The organism is Variovorax sp. 05T418, assembly GCF_056396385.1.
Genome location: NZ_JBFTLJ010000004.1, coordinates 240967 through 261943 on the forward strand (window position 1 = coordinate 240967; position 20977 = coordinate 261943).

At 66.4% G+C, this 20977-nt stretch carries 19 protein-coding genes; 18 read left to right on the plus strand and 1 reads right to left on the minus strand.

What is annotated here, in order from left to right; translation table 11 throughout:
* Positions 1-6 precede the first annotated feature (6 nt).
* From garD to AC1DMS_RS09710, 14 genes are all read left to right on the plus strand, one after another.
* On the plus strand, positions 7-1596 hold the full coding sequence (gene garD, locus AC1DMS_RS09645) for a galactarate dehydratase (RefSeq protein WP_278878935.1): 1590 nt from the start codon (positions 7-9) through the stop codon (positions 1594-1596).
* 17 nt (positions 1597-1613) lie between these two features.
* Positions 1614-2375: an SDR family NAD(P)-dependent oxidoreductase gene (locus AC1DMS_RS09650; protein ID WP_436035460.1), complete on the plus strand. Its 762-nt coding sequence runs from the start codon at positions 1614-1616 to the stop codon at positions 2373-2375.
* A 59-nt stretch (positions 2376-2434) separates the two neighbouring features.
* On the plus strand, positions 2435-3415 hold the full coding sequence (locus AC1DMS_RS09655; RefSeq protein WP_278878931.1) for a tripartite tricarboxylate transporter substrate binding protein: 981 nt from the start codon (positions 2435-2437) through the stop codon (positions 3413-3415).
* Positions 3412-4503, plus strand: coding sequence for a lactonase family protein (locus AC1DMS_RS09660; protein ID WP_478180927.1), 1092 nt, complete (start codon positions 3412-3414; stop codon positions 4501-4503). Before AC1DMS_RS09655 ends, AC1DMS_RS09660 begins: the two co-directional genes overlap by 4 nt.
* 40 nt (positions 4504-4543) lie before the next feature.
* Positions 4544-5536, plus strand: a complete 993-nt coding sequence (locus tag AC1DMS_RS09665) for a Bug family tripartite tricarboxylate transporter substrate binding protein (RefSeq protein ID WP_012746859.1) — start codon at positions 4544-4546, stop codon at positions 5534-5536.
* Between the two features lie 115 nt (positions 5537-5651).
* On the plus strand, positions 5652-6503 hold the full coding sequence (gene asd / locus AC1DMS_RS09670) for an archaetidylserine decarboxylase (protein WP_478180928.1): 852 nt from the start codon (positions 5652-5654) through the stop codon (positions 6501-6503).
* A 179-nt stretch (positions 6504-6682) separates the two neighbouring features.
* The gene (locus AC1DMS_RS09675; protein WP_478180929.1) at positions 6683-7144 is read left to right on the plus strand and encodes a winged helix-turn-helix transcriptional regulator; all 462 of its coding nucleotides are present in this window, start codon (positions 6683-6685) and stop codon (positions 7142-7144) included.
* A 102-nt stretch (positions 7145-7246) separates the two neighbouring features.
* Positions 7247-7597: an FKBP-type peptidyl-prolyl cis-trans isomerase gene (locus AC1DMS_RS09680; RefSeq protein WP_012746856.1), complete on the plus strand. Its 351-nt coding sequence runs from the start codon at positions 7247-7249 to the stop codon at positions 7595-7597.
* 166 nt (positions 7598-7763) lie between these two features.
* Entirely contained in the window at positions 7764-8339 is a 576-nt protein-coding gene (grpE, locus tag AC1DMS_RS09685) for a nucleotide exchange factor GrpE (RefSeq protein ID WP_027730027.1), read from the plus strand.
* A 112-nt stretch (positions 8340-8451) separates the two neighbouring features.
* The gene (gene dnaK / locus AC1DMS_RS09690; RefSeq protein ID WP_012746854.1) at positions 8452-10389 is read left to right on the plus strand and encodes a molecular chaperone DnaK; all 1938 of its coding nucleotides are present in this window, start codon (positions 8452-8454) and stop codon (positions 10387-10389) included.
* A 97-nt stretch (positions 10390-10486) separates the two neighbouring features.
* A complete protein-coding gene (gene dnaJ, locus AC1DMS_RS09695) occupies positions 10487-11623 on the plus strand; it encodes a molecular chaperone DnaJ (protein ID WP_012746853.1) in 1137 nt (378 codons plus the stop codon).
* A 660-nt stretch (positions 11624-12283) separates the two neighbouring features.
* Entirely contained in the window at positions 12284-14206 is a 1923-nt protein-coding gene (locus AC1DMS_RS09700; RefSeq protein WP_012746852.1) for a PrkA family serine protein kinase, read from the plus strand.
* A 69-nt stretch (positions 14207-14275) separates the two neighbouring features.
* Positions 14276-15568: a YeaH/YhbH family protein gene (locus tag AC1DMS_RS09705; protein WP_478180930.1), complete on the plus strand. Its 1293-nt coding sequence runs from the start codon at positions 14276-14278 to the stop codon at positions 15566-15568.
* Positions 15565-17112: a SpoVR family protein gene (locus tag AC1DMS_RS09710; RefSeq protein WP_436035453.1), complete on the plus strand. Its 1548-nt coding sequence runs from the start codon at positions 15565-15567 to the stop codon at positions 17110-17112. Before AC1DMS_RS09705 ends, AC1DMS_RS09710 begins: the two co-directional genes overlap by 4 nt.
* 24 nt (positions 17113-17136) lie before the next feature.
* Here the strand turns inward: AC1DMS_RS09710 and aroQ are convergent, their stop codons facing one another.
* Positions 17137-17577 carry a type II 3-dehydroquinate dehydratase gene (aroQ, locus tag AC1DMS_RS09715; RefSeq protein ID WP_278879173.1) on the minus strand — a complete coding sequence of 147 codons (441 nt, stop codon included), beginning with the start codon at positions 17575-17577 and terminating at the stop codon, positions 17137-17139.
* A 55-nt stretch (positions 17578-17632) separates the two neighbouring features.
* On the opposite strand from aroQ, the gene AC1DMS_RS09720 reads away from it, so the two are divergent.
* From AC1DMS_RS09720 to AC1DMS_RS09735, 4 genes are read left to right on the plus strand one after another with little or no spacing between them, the layout of a single operon-like run.
* On the plus strand, positions 17633-18310 hold the full coding sequence (locus tag AC1DMS_RS09720; RefSeq protein WP_478180931.1) for a Rieske 2Fe-2S domain-containing protein: 678 nt from the start codon (positions 17633-17635) through the stop codon (positions 18308-18310).
* Between the two features lie 13 nt (positions 18311-18323).
* Complete coding sequence (locus AC1DMS_RS09725) at positions 18324-19187, plus strand: aromatic ring-hydroxylating dioxygenase subunit alpha (RefSeq protein WP_478180932.1); 864 nt, start codon at positions 18324-18326, stop codon at positions 19185-19187.
* Positions 19184-19822, plus strand: a complete 639-nt coding sequence (locus tag AC1DMS_RS09730; RefSeq protein WP_478180933.1) for a glutathione S-transferase family protein — start codon at positions 19184-19186, stop codon at positions 19820-19822. The genes AC1DMS_RS09725 and AC1DMS_RS09730 overlap by 4 nt, the downstream gene beginning before the upstream one ends.
* Positions 19823-19864: 42 nt before the next feature.
* The gene (locus AC1DMS_RS09735; protein WP_478180934.1) at positions 19865-20971 is read left to right on the plus strand and encodes an S-(hydroxymethyl)glutathione dehydrogenase/class III alcohol dehydrogenase; all 1107 of its coding nucleotides are present in this window, start codon (positions 19865-19867) and stop codon (positions 20969-20971) included.
* The last annotated feature ends 6 nt before the right edge of the window (positions 20972-20977 follow it).

Sequence of the window (20977 nt, forward strand, 5' to 3'; positions counted from 1 at the left end):
TCCGCGATGACCGATCCGAACACCCGAGCACCGCACTTCATCCGCATGCACGCGGCGGACAACGTCGCCATCGTGGCCAACGACGGCGGCCTGCCCGCCGGCACCGTGCTCGCGTCCGGCCTGGTGCTGGTCGACAAGGTGCCCCAGGCGCACAAGGTGGCGCTCGAGGACATTCCCGAAGGCGGCGTGGTGCGGCGCTACAACGTGCCGATCGGCTATGCCCTGAAGCCGATCCCGGCCGGCAGCTGGGTGCACGAACGCCTGCTGCAGATGCCCGCCGCGCGCGAGCTCGAAGGCCTGCCGATCGCCACCGTCAAACCGCCCGTGCAGCCGCCGCTCGAGGGCTACACCTTCGAGGGCTACCGCAACCTCGACGGCTCGGTGGGCACGCGCAACATCCTCGCCATCACGCAGACCGTACAGTGCGTGGCGGGCGTGGTCGACTTTGCCGTGCAGCGCATCAAGACCGAGCTGCTGCCCAAGTACCCCAACGTCGACGACGTGGTGGGCCTCTCGCACAGCTACGGCTGCGGCGTGGCCATCGATGCGCCCGACGCCGTCATCCCGATCCGCACGCTGCGCAACATCAGCCTCAACCCGAACTTCGGCGGCGAGGTGATGGTCATCAGCCTGGGCTGCGAGAAGCTGCAGCCCGAGCGCCTGCTGCCGCCCGGCAGTATCGCGCTGGTGGACGAGCGCAACGTGGCCGACGTCGGCGAAACAGCCAACGCCAAGCTCGACGTGGTGTGCCTGCAGGACGACGCGCACGTCGGCTTCATGTCGATGATCGATTCGATCATGCGGCAGGCCGAAGAGCACCTGGAGCGGCTCAACGCCCGCCGGCGCGAGACCGTGCCCGCGAGCGAGCTGGTGGTGGGCGTGCAGTGCGGCGGCAGCGATGCCTTCTCGGGCGTCACAGCCAATCCGGCCGTCGGCTTTTGCACCGACCTGCTGGTGCGCGCCGGCGCCACCGTGATGTTCTCGGAAGTGACCGAGGTGCGCGACGGCATCGACCAGCTCACCTCGCGCGCCACCACGCCCGAGGTGGCCGAGGCCATGATCCGCGAGATGGCCTGGTACGACGCCTACCTGGACCGCGGCCGCGTCGACCGCAGCGCCAACACCACGCCCGGCAACAAGAAGGGCGGGCTCTCGAACATCGTCGAAAAGGCGATGGGCTCGATCGTCAAGAGCGGCAGCGCGCCGATCTCGGGCGTGGTTGCGCCGGGCGAGAAAGCGAAGCAAAAGGGCCTGCTCTACGCCGCCACGCCCGCCAGCGACTTCATCTGCGGCACGCTGCAGCTGGCCGCCGGCATGAACCTGCATGTGTTCACCACCGGCCGCGGCACGCCCTACGGCCTGGCCGAGGTGCCGGTGATCAAGGTGGCCACGCGCAGCGACCTGGCGCGCCGCTGGCACGACCTGATGGACGTGAACGCGGGCCGCATCGCCGACGGCGACGCCACCATCGAGGACATCGGCTGGGAGATGTTCCGCCTGATGCTCGACGTGGCCAGCGGCCGCAAGAAGACCTGGGCCGAACAGTGGAAGCTGCACAACGCGCTGGTGCTGTTCAACCCAGCCCCCGTGACCTGACTTCGAAAGGAAACACCATGGAAGACCTCAAGGGCAAGACCGCACTCGTCACCGGCGCCAGCACCGGCATCGGCGCCGCCGTGGCCATTGCGTTCGCGGCGCGCGGCATGCGCGTGGCGGTGCACTACAACAGCTCGGCCGATGCCGCCAACCAGGTCGCCGAGACCATCCGCCAGGCCGGCGGCGACGCCTTCACGCTGCAGGCCGACGTGCGCGACACGGGCGCGATCCGCGAGTGCGTCAAGCAGGCGGCATCGCGCCTCGGCCGCATCGACGTGCTGGTGAACAACGCCGGCAGCCTGGTCAAGCGCGTGCCCATCGCCGAGTTCGACGATGCGCTGTTCGACGAGGTGATGCACATCAACGCACGCTCGGTGCTCGCGTTTGCGCGCGAGGCGGTGCCGCTGATGCGCACGCACGGCGGCGGCAACATCATCAACGTGACCTCGGTCGCGGCGCGCACCGGCGGCGGGCCGGGCGCCTACCTGTATGCGGGCTCCAAGGGCTTCGTGAGCACGGCCACGCACGGGCTCGCCCGGGAACTCGTCGGCGACAGGATCCGCGTGAACGCCGTGGCACCGGGCGTCATCCAGACGCCGTTCCAGGACCGCTTCTCGACGCCCGCCATGCTCGAATCGTTCCGCACCGCCATTCCCATGGGCCGCATCGGCACGCCCGACGAATGCGTGGGCGCCTTCCTCTACCTGGCTTCGGAGCAGCTCTCGGGCTACGTGACGGGCCAGGTGATCGAAGTGAACGGCGGGCAGTACATGCCCTGACGCGGCAGGCGCGCTTTTTCGAGACACCGGAATCAGATCAATAACGGAGACAACACCTCATGAAGAGAAGCAGATTCCTTGGCGGCCTCGCCACCCTTTCGGCTGCGGCCGCCCTGTCGCTCGGGTTCGCCGCGACTGCCGCGGCGCAGGCCGGCGACTTTCCGAACCGCACGATCGAGCTGCTGGTGCCCTACCAGCCGGGCGGCGGCACCGACGGCCTGGCGCGCGCCTTCTCCGAGGCCAGCCGCAAGCACATTTCGCAGAGCATCGTGATCGTCAACCGCCCGGGCGCGGGCGGCGCCATCGGCTGGACCGAGGTGATCAACGCCAAGCCCGACGGCTACAAGCTCGCGGTGCTCACGGTGGAACTGCTGACGCTGCCGCACCTGGGCCTGGCCAAGTTCAACTACGACGACTTCCAGCCGATCGCGCAGCTCAACGCCGACCCGGCCGCCATCACCGTCAAGGCCGATGCGCCGTGGAACACGATCGAGGAATTCCTCGCGGCGGCGAAGAAGTCGCCCGAGAGCGTGCGCGTCGGCAACTCGGGCAACGGCTCGATCTGGCACCTGGCCGCCGCGGCGCTCGAGGACAAGACCGGCGCCAGGTTCGGCCACATCCCGTTCCAGGGTGCGGCGCCCGCGGTGCTGGCGCTGCTGGGCGGGCACATCGAGGCCGTGGCGGTGAGCCCGGCCGAGGTCACGACGCATGTGCAGTCCGGCAAGCTCAAGGTGCTGATGGTCATGGCCGACAAGCGCGTAAAGGGCTTCGACAAGGTGCCCACCGCCAAGGAGCGCGGCATCGACCTGTCGATCGGCACCTGGCGCGGCCTCGGCGCCCCCAAGAACACGCCGCCCGAAGTGATGGCCAAGCTGCGCGAGATCACGGCCAAGACGGCCGCCGAGCCGCTCATGCACGAGGTGATGGACCGGCAGAACCTCGGCTACGTCTACACCGACGGCGCGGTGTTCAAGGAAACCCTGGCCAAGGACAACGCCTACTTCAAGGCGCTGATCGCCAAGCTCAACATCAAGCCATGAACCACCGCACTCCCATCCTTCGCGCGCTCCAGGGCGCGGCCGCGCTGCTGTCCGTGGCCGCCATGGGCCAAGCCTGGGCCGCCACCTGGGTCTACGTGTCCAACGCCGACAGCCAGGAGATCTCCGTGCTCGAGCTGGACCGCACCGAGGGCGTGCTCAAGCCGGTGCAGACGCTCAACGTCGGCGGCACGGTCATGCCGATGGCCGTGAGCCCCGACAAGCGCGTGCTCTACGCCGCGCTGCGCTCCCAGCCATTCCGCGTGGTCAGCATGTCGATCGACGCGGCCACCGGCAAGCTGCAGAAGCTCGGCGAGGCGCCGCTGGCCGACAGCATGGCCAACATCGACCTCGACGCGAGCGGCAAGTGGCTCTTCGCGGCCTCCTACCAGGGCGGCAAGATCTCGGTCAACGCCATCGGCAAGGACGGCGCGGTGGGGCCGATCCAGCAGCTGGTGCAGACGGGCCCGAACGCGCACGCGGTCCACGCCGATGCGAACAACCGCTTCGTGCTCGCCACCAGCCTGGGCGGCGACAACGTGTCGAGCTGGCGCTTCGATGCGGACAAGGGGCTGCTCGCGGCCAATGATCCGCCGCTGACCATGAGCACCGCCAAGTCGGGACCGCGCCACTTCGTTTGGGACAAGGCGCAGCGGCACGTCTACCTGCTGAACGAGCTCGACGCGTCCCTGCACGTGTACGCCTGGGACGCGGCGCGCGGCACGCTCAAGCTGGAGCAGAGCACCACCACGCTGCCGCCGGGCTTCACGGGCAAGCCCTGGGCGGCCGACCTGCACCTGACGCCCGACGGGCGCTACCTGTACGCCTCGGAGCGCACCTCGAGCACGCTCTCGGCGTTCAAGGTGGACGCGGCGAGCGGCCAGCTGCAGCCGCTCGGCCAGACGCCGACCGAGAAAGGGCCGCGCGGCTTCGCGATCGATTCGAGCGGCCGCTACCTGATTGCCGCCGGGCAGGAGTCGCACGGCATTTCGCTGTACCCCATCGACTCGGCCACCGGCGCGCTGGGCAAGCCATCGCGCGTCACCGCGGGCAAGAACCCGAACTGGATCGAGATCGTAGACGCACCCTGAGGTGGCGGCCGCCATCCACATCATCAAAGGAGATATTGCAATGCAACGCCGCACATTGATTCGCACCGCCCTCGCCTCTTCGCTCGCCGCGGGCCTGCCCGCGTTCGCGCAGGGCCCCGGCAACTGGCCCACGGGCAAGGCCATCACCTACCTCGTGCCCTTTCCCGCGGGCGGCACCACCGACGTGCTGGCCCGCCTGATCGGCCAGAAGCTCGGCCCGGTGCTGGGCACGAGCGTGATCATCGACAACAAGGGCGGCGCCGGCGGCAGCGTGGGCTCGGAAATCGGCTCGCGCGCAGCGCCCGACGGCTTCATGATGGTGGGCGGCACGATCAGCTCGCACGCGATCAACGTGAGCCTGTATCCGAAGCTCGGCTACGACCCGCAGAAGTCGTTCGCGCCGGTGACGCTGATCGGCACCAACCCGCTGGTGCTGGTGGTCAACCAGGCCAGCCCCTACAAGACGCTGAAGGACGTGCTGGAAGCCAGCAAGACCAAGTCGGGCGGGCTCTCGTCGGCCTCGGCCGGCACCGGCACCTCGCAGCACCTGTCGCTCGAGCTGCTGGCGTTCAAGTCGGGCGTGAAGTTCACGCACATTCCCTACAAGGGGAGCGGCCCGGCGATCCAGGACGTGATCGGCGGCCAGGTCGACATGATGTTCGACACCACCGTGGTGGCGGGTCCGCACATCCAGAGCGGCAAGCTGCGCGCCATTGCCGTGACCTCGGCCAAGCGCCTGGCCTCGATGCCCGACGTGCCGACGGTCGCGGAATCCGGCATTGCGGGATTGCAGGACTTCGAGGTGCTGTCGTGGCAGGCGATCTTCGTGCCCGCGGGTACGCCGGCGCCCATCGTCGAGCGGCTGCACACCGAGATCCGCAAGATCCTCGCAACGCCCGAGATGCAGGAAAAGCTCAAGGGCTTCGGCATGGAGCCGGCCGACCTCTCCACGGCAAAGATCGCGGCCTTCCAGAAGGCCGAGGTCGAGAAGTGGGCGCAGGTGATCAAGGCCGCGGGCATCAAGGCGGACTGACGCCAACCGGGAAACGGCGCGCCGGATACAAGGGAAGCCTCCTACGCCCGGGCTGCCGGGCGCTTTATAGAATGCCCCTCCGATTCGCACTCCAGGCATTCCAGGCCTCCCACACGTGTCCGACCGCTCTGCCGTACTGCCCCAATACCTGTTCCCCAAGCAGGCCCTGACGAACTTCGCCGGCTGGGTCGCGGGCAAGGAACGCGGCGCCGTCACCACCTGGATCATCCGGCGCTTCGTTGCCAAGTACGGTGTCGACATGGGCGAGGCGCTCGAATCCGACATCAACCACTACAAGAGCTTCAACCAGTTCTTCACGCGCGCGCTCAAGCCCGGCGTGCGGCCTCTTGCGCAGGCCGACCTCGTGTGCCCGGTGGACGGCGCGATCAGCCAGTTCGGCGCCATCGAGGGCGACCAGATCTTCCAGGCCAAGGGCCACAACTACACGACCACCGCGCTGGTCGGCGGCGACGCGGTGCTCGCGGCGCGCTTCGCGCATGGCAGCTTTGCCACGCTGTATCTGAGCCCGAAGGACTACCACCGCATCCACATGCCCTGCGACGGGCGCCTGGTGCGCATGATCCACGTGCCCGGCGACCTGTTCTCGGTCAACCCGGTCACCGCGCGCGGCGTGCCCGGGCTGTTCGCGCGCAACGAGCGCGTGGTGTGCGTCTTCGAATCGGCGCACGGGCCTTTCGTGCTGGTGCTGGTGGGTGCCACCATCGTCGGCAGCATGGCGACCGTGTGGCACGGCGTGGTCAATCCGCCGCGCGGCGGCGAGCTGCGCGAATGGCACTACGCCGACCAGCAGATCCTGCTCAAGCAGGGCGAGGAGATGGGCCGCTTCCTGCTCGGCTCCACCGTCGTCATGCTGTTCCCGCCGCCCCCGCTGGCCTTCAACCCCGACTGGGCGCCCACCCGGCCGGTCCGGCTGGGCGAGGCCATGGCCAATTTCGCGAATTTGTGAAGCTTTGTCTCACGGCCCGCATGCAGCATGCACCCGTAGCTATAAAACTAGTAGCATCGTGATCCTTGCGCTATAGTCGCCGACGCAATGCGCGGTCCCTGATAGCGAGCCAACAAGAACGCGAGGCACCGGCCCTGCCCAGGACCGACGGCCCGCCCAGCCCCGAGGAGATGATGTCGATGAGTACCAAGGAAAACGCAGCCGTCAGCCAGCTGCTTGCGCTTCTCGAGGCCCGCTACGCACTTCGCGTGCTCTGGGCGCTGCGCGACGGCCATGCCCAGACCTTCCGGCTGCTGCAGGACAGCGTCGGCAGCATCACCCCCAACACGCTCAACACCCGCATCAAGGAACTGCGCGAGGCGGGCCTCGTGAGCCACGGCGGCGACGGCTACAGCCTCACGGTGAGCGGACAGGACCTTCTCAAGCGGCTCTCGGACCTGCAGGCCTTCGCGGGCAAATGGCAGCTGGGCCAGGTCAAGAAGGCCGCGGCACCGGCGGCGCCCACGCCTGCTGTGCCTTCATCGCCTTCGTCTTCGCCTTCGGCGCCCCCTTCGTCCTCTTCCCCGGGCGCCCCGCCCTCCGCCCCGCCTGCGGCGCCCTCCCCGCCCTCCTCCGTCCCGCCTCTTGACACTGGCAATTGAGCAGGCCGGCCGGGCCGCTGCCGGGGCGTCGGTAAACTCCGCGCCTTCGGTCCGTTTATCCATCCACCTTCCATCCTCCCATTGACGCAAGGAGCGTTCAACATGCCTACCACTCCCTCCGGCCTGCAATACGAAGACACCACCGTGGGCGACGGCGCAGAAGCCAAGGCCGGCCAGCACGTGCACGTGCACTACACCGGCTGGCTCTACAACGACGGCGTGCAAGGCGCCAAGTTCGACTCGAGCCGCGACCGCAACGACCCGTTCGCGTTCTCGCTGGGCGCAGGCCAGGTCATCAAGGGCTGGGACGAAGGCGTTGCCGGCATGAAGATCGGCGGCAAGCGCACGCTGATCATTCCCGCTTCGCTGGGCTATGGCGCACGCGGCGCAGGCGGCGTGATCCCCCCGAACGCCACCCTCAAGTTCGACGTCGAGCTGCTCGACGCGCACTGAACTCGCCCCCGGGGGCCGCGCGCGCTGCGTGCCGCTACGCCCTCCCGTCGGCGCTTTTGTCCCCGTTGCGGCCTTCCGGCCGCATTTTTTCGCTTGAAAAGCCCCTGACCAGCCCCAAGTGGCTGGCTATCGTTTGTTTCCCGGCCCCCCGCCGGTTCTTTGAAAAATGTCTGACCCGCAACAATCCGCACAGAATTCGCAAATGCTGCAAGGCGAGCCAAGCCCCGAAGAACTGGAAGCCGCACAGGCTGCCAACGAAGCGGAGGCGCAGGATGCGCTGGCCGTGGCACAGGGCGAACTCGCTGCCCTGCAGGCCAAGAACGCCGAGCTGTCCGACCAGTACCTGCGCGCCCAGGCCGACGTCCAGAACGCCCGCCGCCGCGCCGACGACGAGATCACCAAGGCGCGCAAGTTCGCGGTCGAAGCCTTCGCCGAGAGCCTGCTGCCGGTGACCGACAGCCTCGAAGCCGGCCTGGCCGTCAAGGACGCCACGCCCGAGCAGATCCGCGAAGGCGCCGAAGCCACGCTGCGCCAGCTCAAGAGCGCGCTCGAACGCAACAAGGTGATCGAGGTGGCCCCGGCCCCCGGCGCCAAGTTCGACCCGCACCAGCACCAGGCCATCTCGGTGGTGCCCGCTCCCGAGCAGGAGCCCAACACCGTGGTGACCGTGCTCCAGAAGGGCTACACCATCAACGACCGCGTGCTGCGCCCGGCGCTGGTCACGGTCAGCGCCCCCAAGTAAGCGGCGCGGTACACACGATTCCCACAGGAAATCCCCGCTTCATACCTTGAATCGCGCCGGGTTATCCACAAGTTCATAACAACATATTTTTCAGGCTTTCAGGAGTAAGAACATGGCAAAGATCATCGGCATCGACCTCGGCACCACCAACTCGTGCGTGTCGATCATGGAAGGCAACACCACGCGTGTGATCGAGAACTCGGAAGGTGCGCGCACCACGCCGTCGATCGTGGCCTACCAGGAAGACGGCGAAGTGCTGGTCGGTGCCTCGGCCAAGCGCCAGGCCGTGACCAACCCCAAGAACACGCTGTACGCGATCAAGCGCCTGATCGGCCGCAAGTTCGAGGAGAAGGAAGTCCAGAAGGACATCGACCTGATGCCCTACACCATCGCGAAGGCCGACAACGGCGACGCGTGGGTGGAAGTGCGCGGCAAGAAGATCGCGCCCCAGCAGGTCAGCGCCGACATCCTGCGCAAGATGAAGAAGACCGCCGAAGACTATCTCGGCGAGCCCGTGACCGAAGCCGTGATCACGGTGCCGGCCTACTTCAACGACGCGCAGCGCCAGGCCACCAAGGACGCCGGCCGCATCGCCGGCCTGGACGTCAAGCGCATCATCAACGAACCCACCGCCGCGGCGCTGGCCTTCGGCCTCGACAAGCAGGACAAGGCCGACCGCAAGATCGCCGTGTATGACCTGGGCGGCGGCACCTTCGACATCTCGATCATCGAAATCGCGGATGTCGACGGCGAGAAGCAGTTCGAAGTGCTGTCGACCAACGGCGACACCTTCCTGGGCGGCGAAGACTTCGACCAGCGCATCATCGACTACATCATTGCCGAGTTCAAGAAAGAGCAAGGCGTGGACCTGGGCAAGGACGTGCTCGCGCTGCAGCGCCTGAAGGAAGCCGCCGAAAAGGCCAAGATCGAGCTGTCGAACAGCGCGCAGACCGACATCAACCTGCCCTACATCACGGCCGACGCCTCGGGTCCGAAGCACCTGAACATCAAGCTCACGCGCGCCAAGCTCGAAAGCCTGGTCGACGAGCTGGTCGAGCGCACCATCGCGCCCTGCCGCCTGGCCATCAAGGACGCCGGCATCAGCGTGTCGGACATCAACGACGTGATCCTGGTCGGCGGCATGACCCGCATGCCCAAGGTGCAGGAAAAGGTCAAGGCCTTCTTCGGCAAGGAGCCGCGCAAGGACGTGAACCCCGATGAAGCCGTGGCCGTCGGCGCCGCCATCCAGGGCCAGGTGCTCTCGGGCGACCGCAAGGACGTGCTGCTGCTGGACGTGACCCCGCTGTCGCTCGGCATCGAGACCATGGGCGGCGTGATGACCAAGATGATCACGAAGAACACCACGATCCCGACGAAGTTCGCGCAGACCTTCTCCACCGCCGAGGACAACCAGCCGGCCGTGACCATCAAGGTGTTCCAGGGCGAGCGCGAGATCGCCTCGGGCAACAAGCTGCTGGGCGAATTCAACCTCGAGGGCATCCCGCCGGCAGCGCGCGGCACGCCGCAGATCGAGGTGAGCTTCGACATCGACGCCAACGGCATCCTGCACGTGGGCGCCAAGGACAAGGGCACCGGCAAGGAAAACAAGATCACCATCAAGGCGAACTCGGGCCTGTCGGAAGACGAGATCCAGAAGATGGTGAAGGACGCCGAGCTCAACGCGGCCGAGGACAAGAAGAAGGTCGAGCTCGCGCAGGCCCGCAACCAGGGCGAAGCCATGGTGCACAGCGTGAAGAAGTCGCTCGGCGAACACGGCGCGAGCCTGGACGCCGGCGAGAAGGAAAAGATCGAAGCCGCGATCAAGGACCTGGAAGAAGCCCTCAAGGGCGAGGACAAGGCCTCGATCGAGGAAAAGACCAACACGCTGATGACCGCAAGCCAGAAGCTCGGCGAAAAGATGTATGCCGATGCGCAGGCCGCGGCAGGCGCCGCCGGCGGCCCGGGTGCCGCTGCTGGCCCGGAAGCTGCAAGCGCACCGGCCGACGACAACGTGGTCGACGCCGAGGTCAAGGAAGTCAAGAAGGGCTGATCTTCAGTCCTTCGAACGAGGCTGGACCACCTGACCGGGTGTTCCAGCCTTTCTCGCTTCAAGTTACGGCTTCCCGCCCGCCCCGACCGAACCAGCCATGGCCACAAAACGCGACTACTACGAAACCCTCGGCGTTCCCAAGAACGCGAGCGAGGAGGAAATCAAGAAGGCTTATCGCAAGCTTGCGATGAAGCACCACCCGGACCGCAACCACGGCGACACCACCAAGGACGCCGAGACCAAGTTCAAGGAGGTCAAGGAAGCCTACGAAATGCTGTCTGACGCGCAGAAGCGCGCGGCCTACGACCAGTACGGCCACGCCGGCGTCGACCCCAACATGCGCGGCGGCCCCGGTGCCGAAGGCTTCGGCGGCTTTGCGGAGGCCTTTGGCGACATCTTCGGCGACGTGTTCGGCGGCGCGCGCGGGCGCACCAGCGGCGGGCGCCAGGTGTTCCGCGGCAGCGACCTGAGCTATGCGATGGAAGTCACGCTGGAAGAAGCGGCCGAGGGCAAGGAAGCGCAGATCCGCATCCCCAGCTGGGACGACTGCGGCACCTGCAAGGGCACCGGCGCCAAGCCTGGCACCAAGCCCATCACCTGCACCACCTGCCACGGCGCCGGCGCCGTGCAGATGCGCCAAGGCTTCTTCAGCGTGCAGCAGACCTGCCCCACCTGCCACGGCAGCGGCAAGATCATTCCCGAGCCCTGCACCGTGTGCCATGGCCAGGGCAAGATCAAGAACAACAAGACGCTCGAGGTCAAGATCCCGGCCGGCATCGACGACGGCATGCGCATCCGCAGCACCGGCAACGGCGAACCGGGCACCAACGGCGGGCCGCCGGGCGACCTGTACATCGAGATCCGGCTCAAGAAGCACGAGCTGTTCGAGCGCGACGGCGACGACCTGCACTGCGTCGTGCCCGTCAGCATGACCACCGCGGCGCTGGGCGGCGAGATCAGCGTGCCCACGCTCAAGGGCGCCGCCGCCATCGACATTCCCGACGGCACCCAGAGCGGCAAGCAGTTCCGCCTGCGCGGTAAGGGCATCAAGGGCGTGCGCTCCAGCTATCCGGGCGACCTGTACTGCCACGTGCGCGTCGAAACGCCGGTCAAGCTCACCGAGCACCAGCGCAAGCTGCTCAAGGAGCTCGACGAATCGCTCAAGAAGGGCGGCGACAAGCACAGCCCTACCGACAAGGGCTGGTTCGACAAGGCCAAGGAATTCTTCAGCTGAAGGCCCGGCGCAGCCGATTTCCCAGTCTTTTCAAGCAGTTAGAAAGCGCGGCACGCACTCGCTTGGGTGCCGCGCTGCTTCGCGCACGCGAACGGTGCCTGCCGACCTCGTTCGGTGCCGCGCACCATTGACGACACCCCCTCGGAACCCCGCCGACCACGCGTTGGCGCGCTTTCCCACGCCCACATGCGCGACATGCCCATCAAAAGATGGCGCGCAGATTGCTTTTATATATTTTTCGATTGAGCAATAAACCTAAACACGACCCGGCGCGTTATTGGTGTGTAACTGCTTTGAGCCGCCGGGGGCTCATTAGGAGGTGCTTTCGCCGGAAAAGATGCAATGACTGCATATGCCGATCGCCATAGGTATTTTCACTGGGCGGCAGGGTGGCGCTGAGATCGATAGCCCGAACCCTGAAATTTAGCTGGAATTGCCAAATGCTGCGGGTTTTTCTCAGGAACTTTACTCGGCACTGTGGTTCTGATTTAACAAAGAATTTTCCGGGTGCACTCTTTGCTTTATGCTGTTTGTGCAGATGGAGATTAAGGGAGTTTCGATGGCTTGCAGCCATGGGCGGTACACCTTTAAAAAGTTGCTACGCGTTGCGGCTGCTGGCTTCGGGTCCAATAAACCCGCAGACCTGATGGAGGCGTGACCATGGATGTGATCAGCAACTTTGCCGCCCGTTACGAGCGCACCCGCGAGGAAGTCCTCTCGCTGCAGGACTTCCTGGATATCTGCAAACGCGACCCCACCGCGTATGCCACTGCGTCCGAGCGGATGCTCAAGGCCATCGGCGAACCCGAGCTGGTCGACACGCGCAACGATTCCCGGCTTTCGCGGATCTTCGCGAACAAGGTCATCAAGATCTACCCGGCGTTCAAGGAGTTCTACGGCATGGAGGACGCCATCGAGCAGGTGGTGTCGTACTTCAGGCATGCCGCGCAGGGCCTGGAGGAAAAGAAGCAGATCCTCTATCTGCTCGGCCCGGTCGGTGGCGGCAAGAGCTCGATCGCCGAGCGCCTGAAGCAGCTCATGGAGCACGTGCCCTTCTATGCCATCCAGGGTTCGCCGGTCAACGAGACGCCGCTCGGCCTGTTCGACGCCGCCGAAGATGGCGAGATCCTCGAAAAGGAATACGGCATCCCGCGCCGCTACCTGAACCGCATCCTCTCGCCCTGGGCCGTGAAGCGGCTCGAGGAGTACGGCGGCGACATCCGCCAGTTCAAGGTGGTCAAGCGCTACCCGTCGGTACTGCGCCAGATCGCCGTGGCCAAGACCGAGCCGGGCGACGAGAACAACCAGGACATCTCCTCGCTGGTCGGCAAGATCGACATCCGCAAGCTCGAGACCTACGCCCAGGACGACCCCGACGCCTACGCCTATTCGGGCGGCCTGTGCCTGGCCAACCAGGGCCTGCTGGAGTTCGTGGAAATGTTCAAGGCGCCCATCAAGGTGCTGCACCCGCTGCTCACGGCCACGCAGGAAAGCAACTTCAAGGGGACCGAGGGCTTCGGCGCCATTCCGTTCGACGGCATCGTGCTGGCGCACAGCAACGAGAGCGAATGGAAGGCCTTCCGCAACAACAAGAACAACGAGGCTTTCCTCGACCGCATCTACATCGTCAAGGTGCCCTACTGCCTGCGCGCCTCCGAAGAAATCAAGATCTACGAGAAGCTGGTGCGCAACTCGTCGCTCGCCAAGGCGCCCTGCGCCCCGGGCACGCTGCGCATGATGGCGCAGCTCTCGGTGCTCACGCGGCTGAAGGAGCCCGAGAACTCCAGCATCTACAGCAAGATGCAGGTCTACGACGGCGAGAACCTCAAGGACACCGACCCCAAGGCCAAGTCGATCCAGGAATACCGCGACTACGCCGGCGTCGACGAAGGCATGAGCGGCGTCTCGACCCGCTTCGCGTTCAAGATCATCTCGAAGGTGTTCAACTTCGACAGCTCCGAGGTGGCCGCCAACCCGGTGCACCTGATGTACGTGCTCGAGCAGCAGATCGAGCGCGAGCAGTTTCCGCCGGAAACCGAGCAGAAGTACATCAGCTACATCAAGGAGCTGCTGGCGCCGCGCTACGCGGAATTCATCGGCAAGGAAATCCAGACCGCCTACCTGGAGAGCTACAGCGAGTACGGCCAGAACATCTTCGACCGCTACGTCACCTATGCCGACTACTGGATCCAGGACCAGGAGTTCCGCGACGTGGACACCGGCGAAGTGTTCGACCGCGCCTCGCTCAACGCCGAGCTCGAGAAGATCGAGCGGCCCGCAGGCATCGGCAACCCGAAGGACTTCCGCAACGAGATCGTCAACTTCGTGCTGCGCGCGCGCGCCGGCAACGCCGGCCGCAACCCGGCCTGGACCAGCTACGAGAAGCTGCGCGCAGTCATCGAGAAGAAGATGTTCTCCAACACCGAGGAACTCCTGCCGGTGATCAGCTTCAACACCAAGAGCAGCGCCGACGAGCAGAAGAAGCACGAGGACTTCGTGACCCGCATGGTCGAGAAAGGCTATACGGCCAAGCAGGTTCGCCTGCTCTGCGAGTGGTACCTGCGCGTGCGCAAGAGTTCATAGCGGCAGTTCACAGCGGCGGAGCCCCACAACAGGCTCCGCCCCCTTTTTGCAAGGAGCTTTGACAACATCGTGGCCATCCTGCAGCAGATCATCGACCGCCGGCTTTCGGGCAAGAACAAGTCCATTGGCAACCGCGAGCGCTTCCTCAGGCGCTACCGAGGGCAGATCCAGGAGGCTGTGCGGCGCGCGGTCAGCGGGCGCAACATCCGCGAACTGGAGCAAGGCGAAGATGTCACCCTGCCGCGCCACGACGTGTCCGAGCCCGTCTTCGGCCATGCCCGCGGCGGCGACCGCGAGTACGTGCACCCGGGCAACCAGGAATACCTGAAGGGCGACCGCATTGCGCGTCCGGAGGGGCAGGCCGGCGGCGGCTCGGGAAGCGGCGAGGCCGCAGACAGCGGCGAAGGCGAGGACGACTTCGTCTTCCGCCTCACGCGCGAGGAGTTCATGCGCGTGTTCTTCGACGACCTGGCGCTGCCGCACCTCATCCGCACCCAGATCGCCGAGGTGCCCGAATGGAAGAGCCACCGGGCCGGCTTCACGAGCGATGGCTCGCCCAACAACCTGCACGTGGTGCGCTCGATGCGCGGCGCCCTCGCGCGGCGCATCGCGCTGGGCGGCGAGCCGCGCAAGGAGCTGCGCCGCCTGGAGACGCACCTGCTGCACCTGCGGCAGCATCCGCAGGCCGAGCAGCCCCTGATCCAGAAGGAAATCCTCGAGACCGAGGAGCGGATCGCCGAGCTGCGCCGCACCTCGCGCCACGTGCCCTACATCGATCCGATCGACCTGCGCTACCGCAACCGCGTGAAGACCCCCGTGCCCAGCGCCAAGGCCGTGATGTTCTGCCTCATGGACGTGTCGGGATCGATGGACGAGGCGCGCAAGGACATGGCCAAGCGCTTCTTCATGCTGCTGTACATGTTCCTCACGCGGCACTACGAAACCATCGACCTCGTGTTCCTGCGCCACCACACGCAGGCGCAGGAAGTCACCGAGGAAGAGTTCTTCCATGCCACCGAAACCGGCGGCACCGTGGTGTCGAGCGCGCTGGTGCTGATGGACGAGATCATCAAGGCGCGCTATCCAAGCGGCGAGTGGAACGTCTACGGCGCGCAGGCGAGCGACGGCGACAACTGGCACCAGGACAGCGGGCGCTGCCGCGAGCTGCTGGTCGACCACATCCTGCCGGTGGTGCGCTACTACGCCTATGTGCAGGTGGCCGAGACCGAGCAGAACCTGTGGCAGGAATACGCGCAGCTCGAAGGCATCGAGCCCAATTTTGCGATGCGCAAGGTCTCGGACGCGCGGGACATCTACCCCGTCTTCCGCGACCTCTTCAAGAAGGAGGGAGTGCCCGCATGACCTCCGACCACCCTCCCCTCGCGCGCGGCACCGAACGCCTGGAACGCCTGCCCAGTCCGTCGGACTGGACCTTCGATCTCATCGAGACCTACCACACCGAGATCGCGAAGACGGCCAGGAGCTTCGGCCTGGACGTGTATCCCAACCAGCTCGAGGTGATCACCGCCGAGCAGATGATGGATGCCTATGCCAGCGTCGGCATGCCCATGATCTATCGCCACTGGTCGTACGGCAAGCAGTTCATCGCCACCGAGAAGAACTATCGCCGCGGCCACATGGGGCTGGCCTACGAGATCGTCATCAACTCGGACCCCTGCATTGCCTACCTGATGGAAGAAAACACCATGGCCATGCAGGCCCTGGTGATCGCGCATGCGGCCTATGGCCACAACAGCTTCTTCAAGGGCAACTACCTGTTCCGAATGTGGACCGATGCGTCCTCGATCATCGACTACCTCGTCTATGCGCGGCACTACATCGCCGAATGCGAGGAACGGCACGGCCTCGATGCGGTGGAGCAGCTGCTCGACTCCTGCCACGCGCTGATGAACTACGGCGTCGACCGCTACCGCCGCCCGCAGAAGCGCTCGCTGGCGCAGGAAGGCACGCAGCGTGCCGAACGCGAGCGCTACATGCAGCAGCAGGTCAACGACCTCTGGCGCACGCTGCCGCGCAAGAGCGAACACACCACCGAATCCGACTCGTCCCGCCGCTTCCCCTCGGAGCCGCAGGAGAACCTGCTCTATTTCATCGAGAAGAACGCTGCGCTGCTCGAGCCCTGGCAGCGCGAGGTGGTGCGCATCGTGCGCAAGATCGCGCAGTATTTCTATCCGCAGCGCCAGACCCAGGTCATGAACGAGGGCTGGGCCACGTTCTGGCACTACACCCTGCTGAACACCATGTACGACCGCGGCCAGCTCGCCGACGGCTTCATGATGGAATGGCTCAGCTCGCACACCGGCGTGATCTTCCAGCCGCCCGTCGGGCATCGCGCCTACAGCGGCATCAACCCCTATGCACTGGGTTTCTCGATGTTCACCGAGCTGCGGCGCATCTGCGAGAAGCCCACCGAGGAAGACCGCCGCTGGTTCCCCGACTTCGCGGGCACCGACTGGGTCAAGACGCTCGACTACGCGATGCGCAACTTCAAGGACGAGAGCTTCGTCGGCCAGTTCCTGAGTCCCAAGACCATGCGCGATTTCAGGCTGTTCGCGATCCGCGACCACCAGAGCGAACCCGAGCTGGAGGTGTCCGCCATCCACGACGACAGCGGCTACCACGCGCTGCGCGAATCGCTGTCACGCCAGTACGACATCGGCAGCAGGGAGCCCGACATCCAGGTGTGGAACGTCAACATGCGCGGCGACCGCGCGCTGACGCTGCGCCACACGCAGCGCAACAACCTGCCGCTGCACGACGATGCCGAAGAGGTGCTCAAGCACGTCGCGCGGCTCTGGGGCTTCGACGTGCACCTGGAGAGCGTCGATGCCCAGGGCCACATCACCCGCAGCTGGAAGGCCGCGGCCCCACGGCAAACCGACTGAGCGGCCGGCGCCGCAGCGGGCTCGTCAGGGCACCAGGGCCGCAATGGCCAGCAGGTAGCCCTTCACGCCAAGACCCACGATGATGCCGCGCGCCGCGGGCGAGATGTACGAGCGGTGGCGGAATTCCTCGCGCGCGTGCACGTTCGAGATGTGCAGTTCGATGAGCGGCACGCTCGCGCCCTTGATGGCGTCGTGCAGCGCGATCGAGGTGTGGGTGTAGGCGCCCGGGTTCATCACCACGCCGAGCATGTTGCCGGCGGCCACTTCGCGGCCGGCCTCGTGGATCCAGTCGATCAGCACGCCCTCGTGGTTCGACTGGCGGCATTCGATCTCCACGCCGTGCTTCGCGCCGGCCTCCTGGCACAGGCGCTCGACGTCGGCCAGCGTGTCGCGTCCGTATTGCTCGGGCTCGCGGGTGCCGAGCAGGTTGAGATTGGGGCCGTTGAGGACGAGTATTTTCTTCATGGTGAATGGCTTCCTGGGATGCCGCCATTATGGTTGCGCTAAGGTGGCGCGCATCATGAGCACAGACAGCATTCCAACCTGGCATCCCGTGGCCCGCTCGGCCGAACTGCGCCCCGGCGCCAACATCGTCGCGGGCTTTGCCGAAGGCCAGGAACTGGCCCTCTGGCGTGCGGCCAGCGGCGCCGCGCAGGCCTGGGAAAACCGCTGCCCGCACCGCAGCGTGCGCTTCACGCTGGGGCAGGTGGTGCAGGACCGCCTCGCCTGCGCGTACCACGGCTGGCAGTACGACGCCGGAAACGGCCAGTGCGCGAGCATTCCCGCCCATCCCGGCATGCCGGCGCCACGCAATGTGTGCGCGAAGGTGTTCCATGCGGCCGAGGCGGCCGGCATGCTGTGGGTGAGCCTCGCGGCCGAGGCGCCGCCTTCTCCGCCGCCGGGCGATGCCGTGCCGGCCGGCTGGTTCTTCTGCCGCACGCTCAGCGTGCGCGCCGGCGCGGCCCGCGTGCGCGATGCGCTCGCGGCGCGCGGGTTCGGGTCGGAGGCGCCGCCTGCTTTGCGCGGCGCGCTCGGCAAGGTCGATGCCGCCGCGCTGGTGCTCGATGCACAGCCGCAGCTCGCCTTCATTCACCTCTGGACGCCCGCCGCGCCCGGCAGCGGCGCCATGAAGAAGCTGCACGCCGCCGCGCGCGCCCTGCGCGGCGAAATCGAAGAACAACAGCAGCCGCAAGCCTGACCGGAAGAACCCCATGCCCTTCATCACCGATGACCCCAACATGCTCGACGACTGGCTGGTCGCAGGCCCTGCGGCCGCGCTCGCCGGCAGCTCCGAAGCGCGGCCCCGCGCAGTTCGCCTGCTCGGCGAAACGCTGCAGCTGTGGACCGATGACGCCGGCATGCCGCGATGCCGGCTCGGCACACGCGCGCTCTCGGTCCAGGAGCGCCACGGCCATCTTTGGGTCTGCCCGAGCGGCAGGCCCGCACGGCCGCTGTTCGACTTTCCCGAATACGGCGAAGCCGGGCGCCGCATCATCGACTGCGGCGCCATCGGCGTGGCGGTGTCGGGCTTGCGCGTGATCGAGAACTTCCTCGACATGGCGCACTTCCCCTTCGTGCATGCCGGCTTCCTGGGCCAGGTGCCGCACACCGAAGTGGCCAAGTACCAGGTGCAGGTCGATCCCGCCACGCACGAGATCTGGGCCACCGACTGCCGCTTCTGGCAGCCCCGCGCCTCGGCCGCCCACGGCAGCGGCAGCGAAGTGCTCTACAAGTACCGGGTGATGCAGCCGCTCTCGGCCATGCTCTACAAGTCGAGCTCGCGCGCCGGCGAGCTCGATGCCATCGGCCTGTTCCTGCAGCCGCTGGACGACGAGCACGTGATCGCCCATACGCTCTTGGCCTGCTACGACGACAGCTCCACCGATGCCGAGCTCATCGCGTTCCAGCAGACGATCTTCGGGCAGGACAAGCCGATCCTGGAGAACCACGCCTTCAAGCGCATGCCGCTCGAAGGCCGCGCCGAAACGCCGACCCGGGGCGACACCTCCTCCGTCACCTACCGGCGCTGGCTGCGCGAGCGCGGCATGCGCTTTGGCGTGAGGCAGGCGGCATGATCCGGCTCTACGACTACGCCCTGTCGGGCAACTGCTTCAAGGTGCGGCAGATGCTTGCCTGGCTCGGCATCGACTACCAGCGCGTGCCGGTCGACTTTCATCCGGGCCGCGAGCACCGGTCGGCCGCGTTCCTGGCAGAGGTCAATCCGCTGAGCCAGCTTCCGGTGATCGACGACGACGGCTTCTTGCTGCGCGACGCGCAGGCCATCCTCGTCTATCTCGCGAGCAAGCACGACGCCGAAGGCCGCTGGTACCCCGCCGATCCGCAGTTGCGCGGCCAGGCCGCGATGTGGTTTGCCATGGCCGACGAGCTCACCCGCACCGCCTCGGCCGCGCGGCTGCACGACGCCTTCGGCTACGAGAACATCGACATCGAGGCCTGCCGGCGCGGCGCGCATGCGGCCTTCCGCCTGCTGGACGACCATTTGGCCGAGCGCGCCAGCGAGGGCCGCCAGTGGCTGGCCGGCCCGCATGCGACCGTGGCCGACCTGGCCTGCTTTCCCTATGCCGCCCTCGCCGGCGAAGGTGGCATTTCGCTGGACGAATACCCCGCCCTGCGACACTGGATCTGGAACTTTCGCCACCTGCCCGGCTTCATCGGAATGTCGGGTATCTTTGCCGCCGGGGCGGCCTGAACGCCGGCCTCGCTATCCTTCCTCCCTTTGCCCTGAAGCGCCATGAAAACCAAAGCTGCCGTCGCCTGGAAATCCGGAGCCCCGCTCACCATCGAAACCGTCGACCTCGAAGGGCCGAAATTCGGCGAGGTGCTGGTCGAGATCAAGGCCACCGGCATCTGCCACACCGACTACTACACGCTCTCGGGTGCCGACCCCGAAGGCATCTTCCCGGCCATCCTCGGCCATGAGGGCGCGGGCATCGTGGTCGACGTGGGCCCCGGCGTCACCACGCTGAAGAAGGGCGACCACGTCATTCCGCTCTACACGCCCGAATGCCGCCAGTGCAAGTTCTGCCTGTCGCGCAAGACCAACCTGTGCCAGCTGATCCGCGGCACGCAGGGCAAGGGCCTGATGCCCGATGCCACCAGCCGCTTCAGCATGGGCGGCAAGCCCATCTTCCACTACATGGGCACGAGCACCTTCAGCAACTATACGGTCGCCCCCGAGATCTCGCTGGCCAAGATCCGCGAGGACGCGCCCTTCGACAAGGTCTGCTACATCGGCTGCGGCGTGACCACCGGCATCGGCGCGGTGATCTTCACGGCCAAGGTGGAAGCCGGCGCCAACGTGGTGGTGTTCGGCCTCGGCGGCATCGGCCTGAACGTGATCCAGGGCGCCAAGATGGTGGGCGCCGACAAGATCATCGGCGTCGACCTGAACCCCGAGCGCGAGGCGATGGCGCGCAAGTTCGGCATGACGCACTTCCTCAACCCGAAGGAGCACGAGAACATCGTCGATGCGATCGTGCAGCTGACCGACGGCGGCGCCGACTACAGCTTCGAGTGCATCGGCAACACCAAGGTGATGCGCCAGGCGCTCGAATGCACGCACAAGGGCTGGGGCCGCAGCATCATCATCGGCGTGGCCGAGGCCGGCGCGGAGATCAGCACGCGGCCGTTCCAGCTGGTCACGGGCCGCAAGTGGGAAGGCTCGGCCTTCGGCGGCGCGCGCGGGCGCACCGACGTGCCCAAGATCGTCGACTGGTACATGGAAGGCAAGATCAACATCGACGACCTGATCACCCACACCATGCCGCTGGAAGACATCAACAAGGGCTTCGAGCTGATGAAGCGCGGCGAATCGATCCGCGGCGTGGTGCTTTACTAGCCTTCG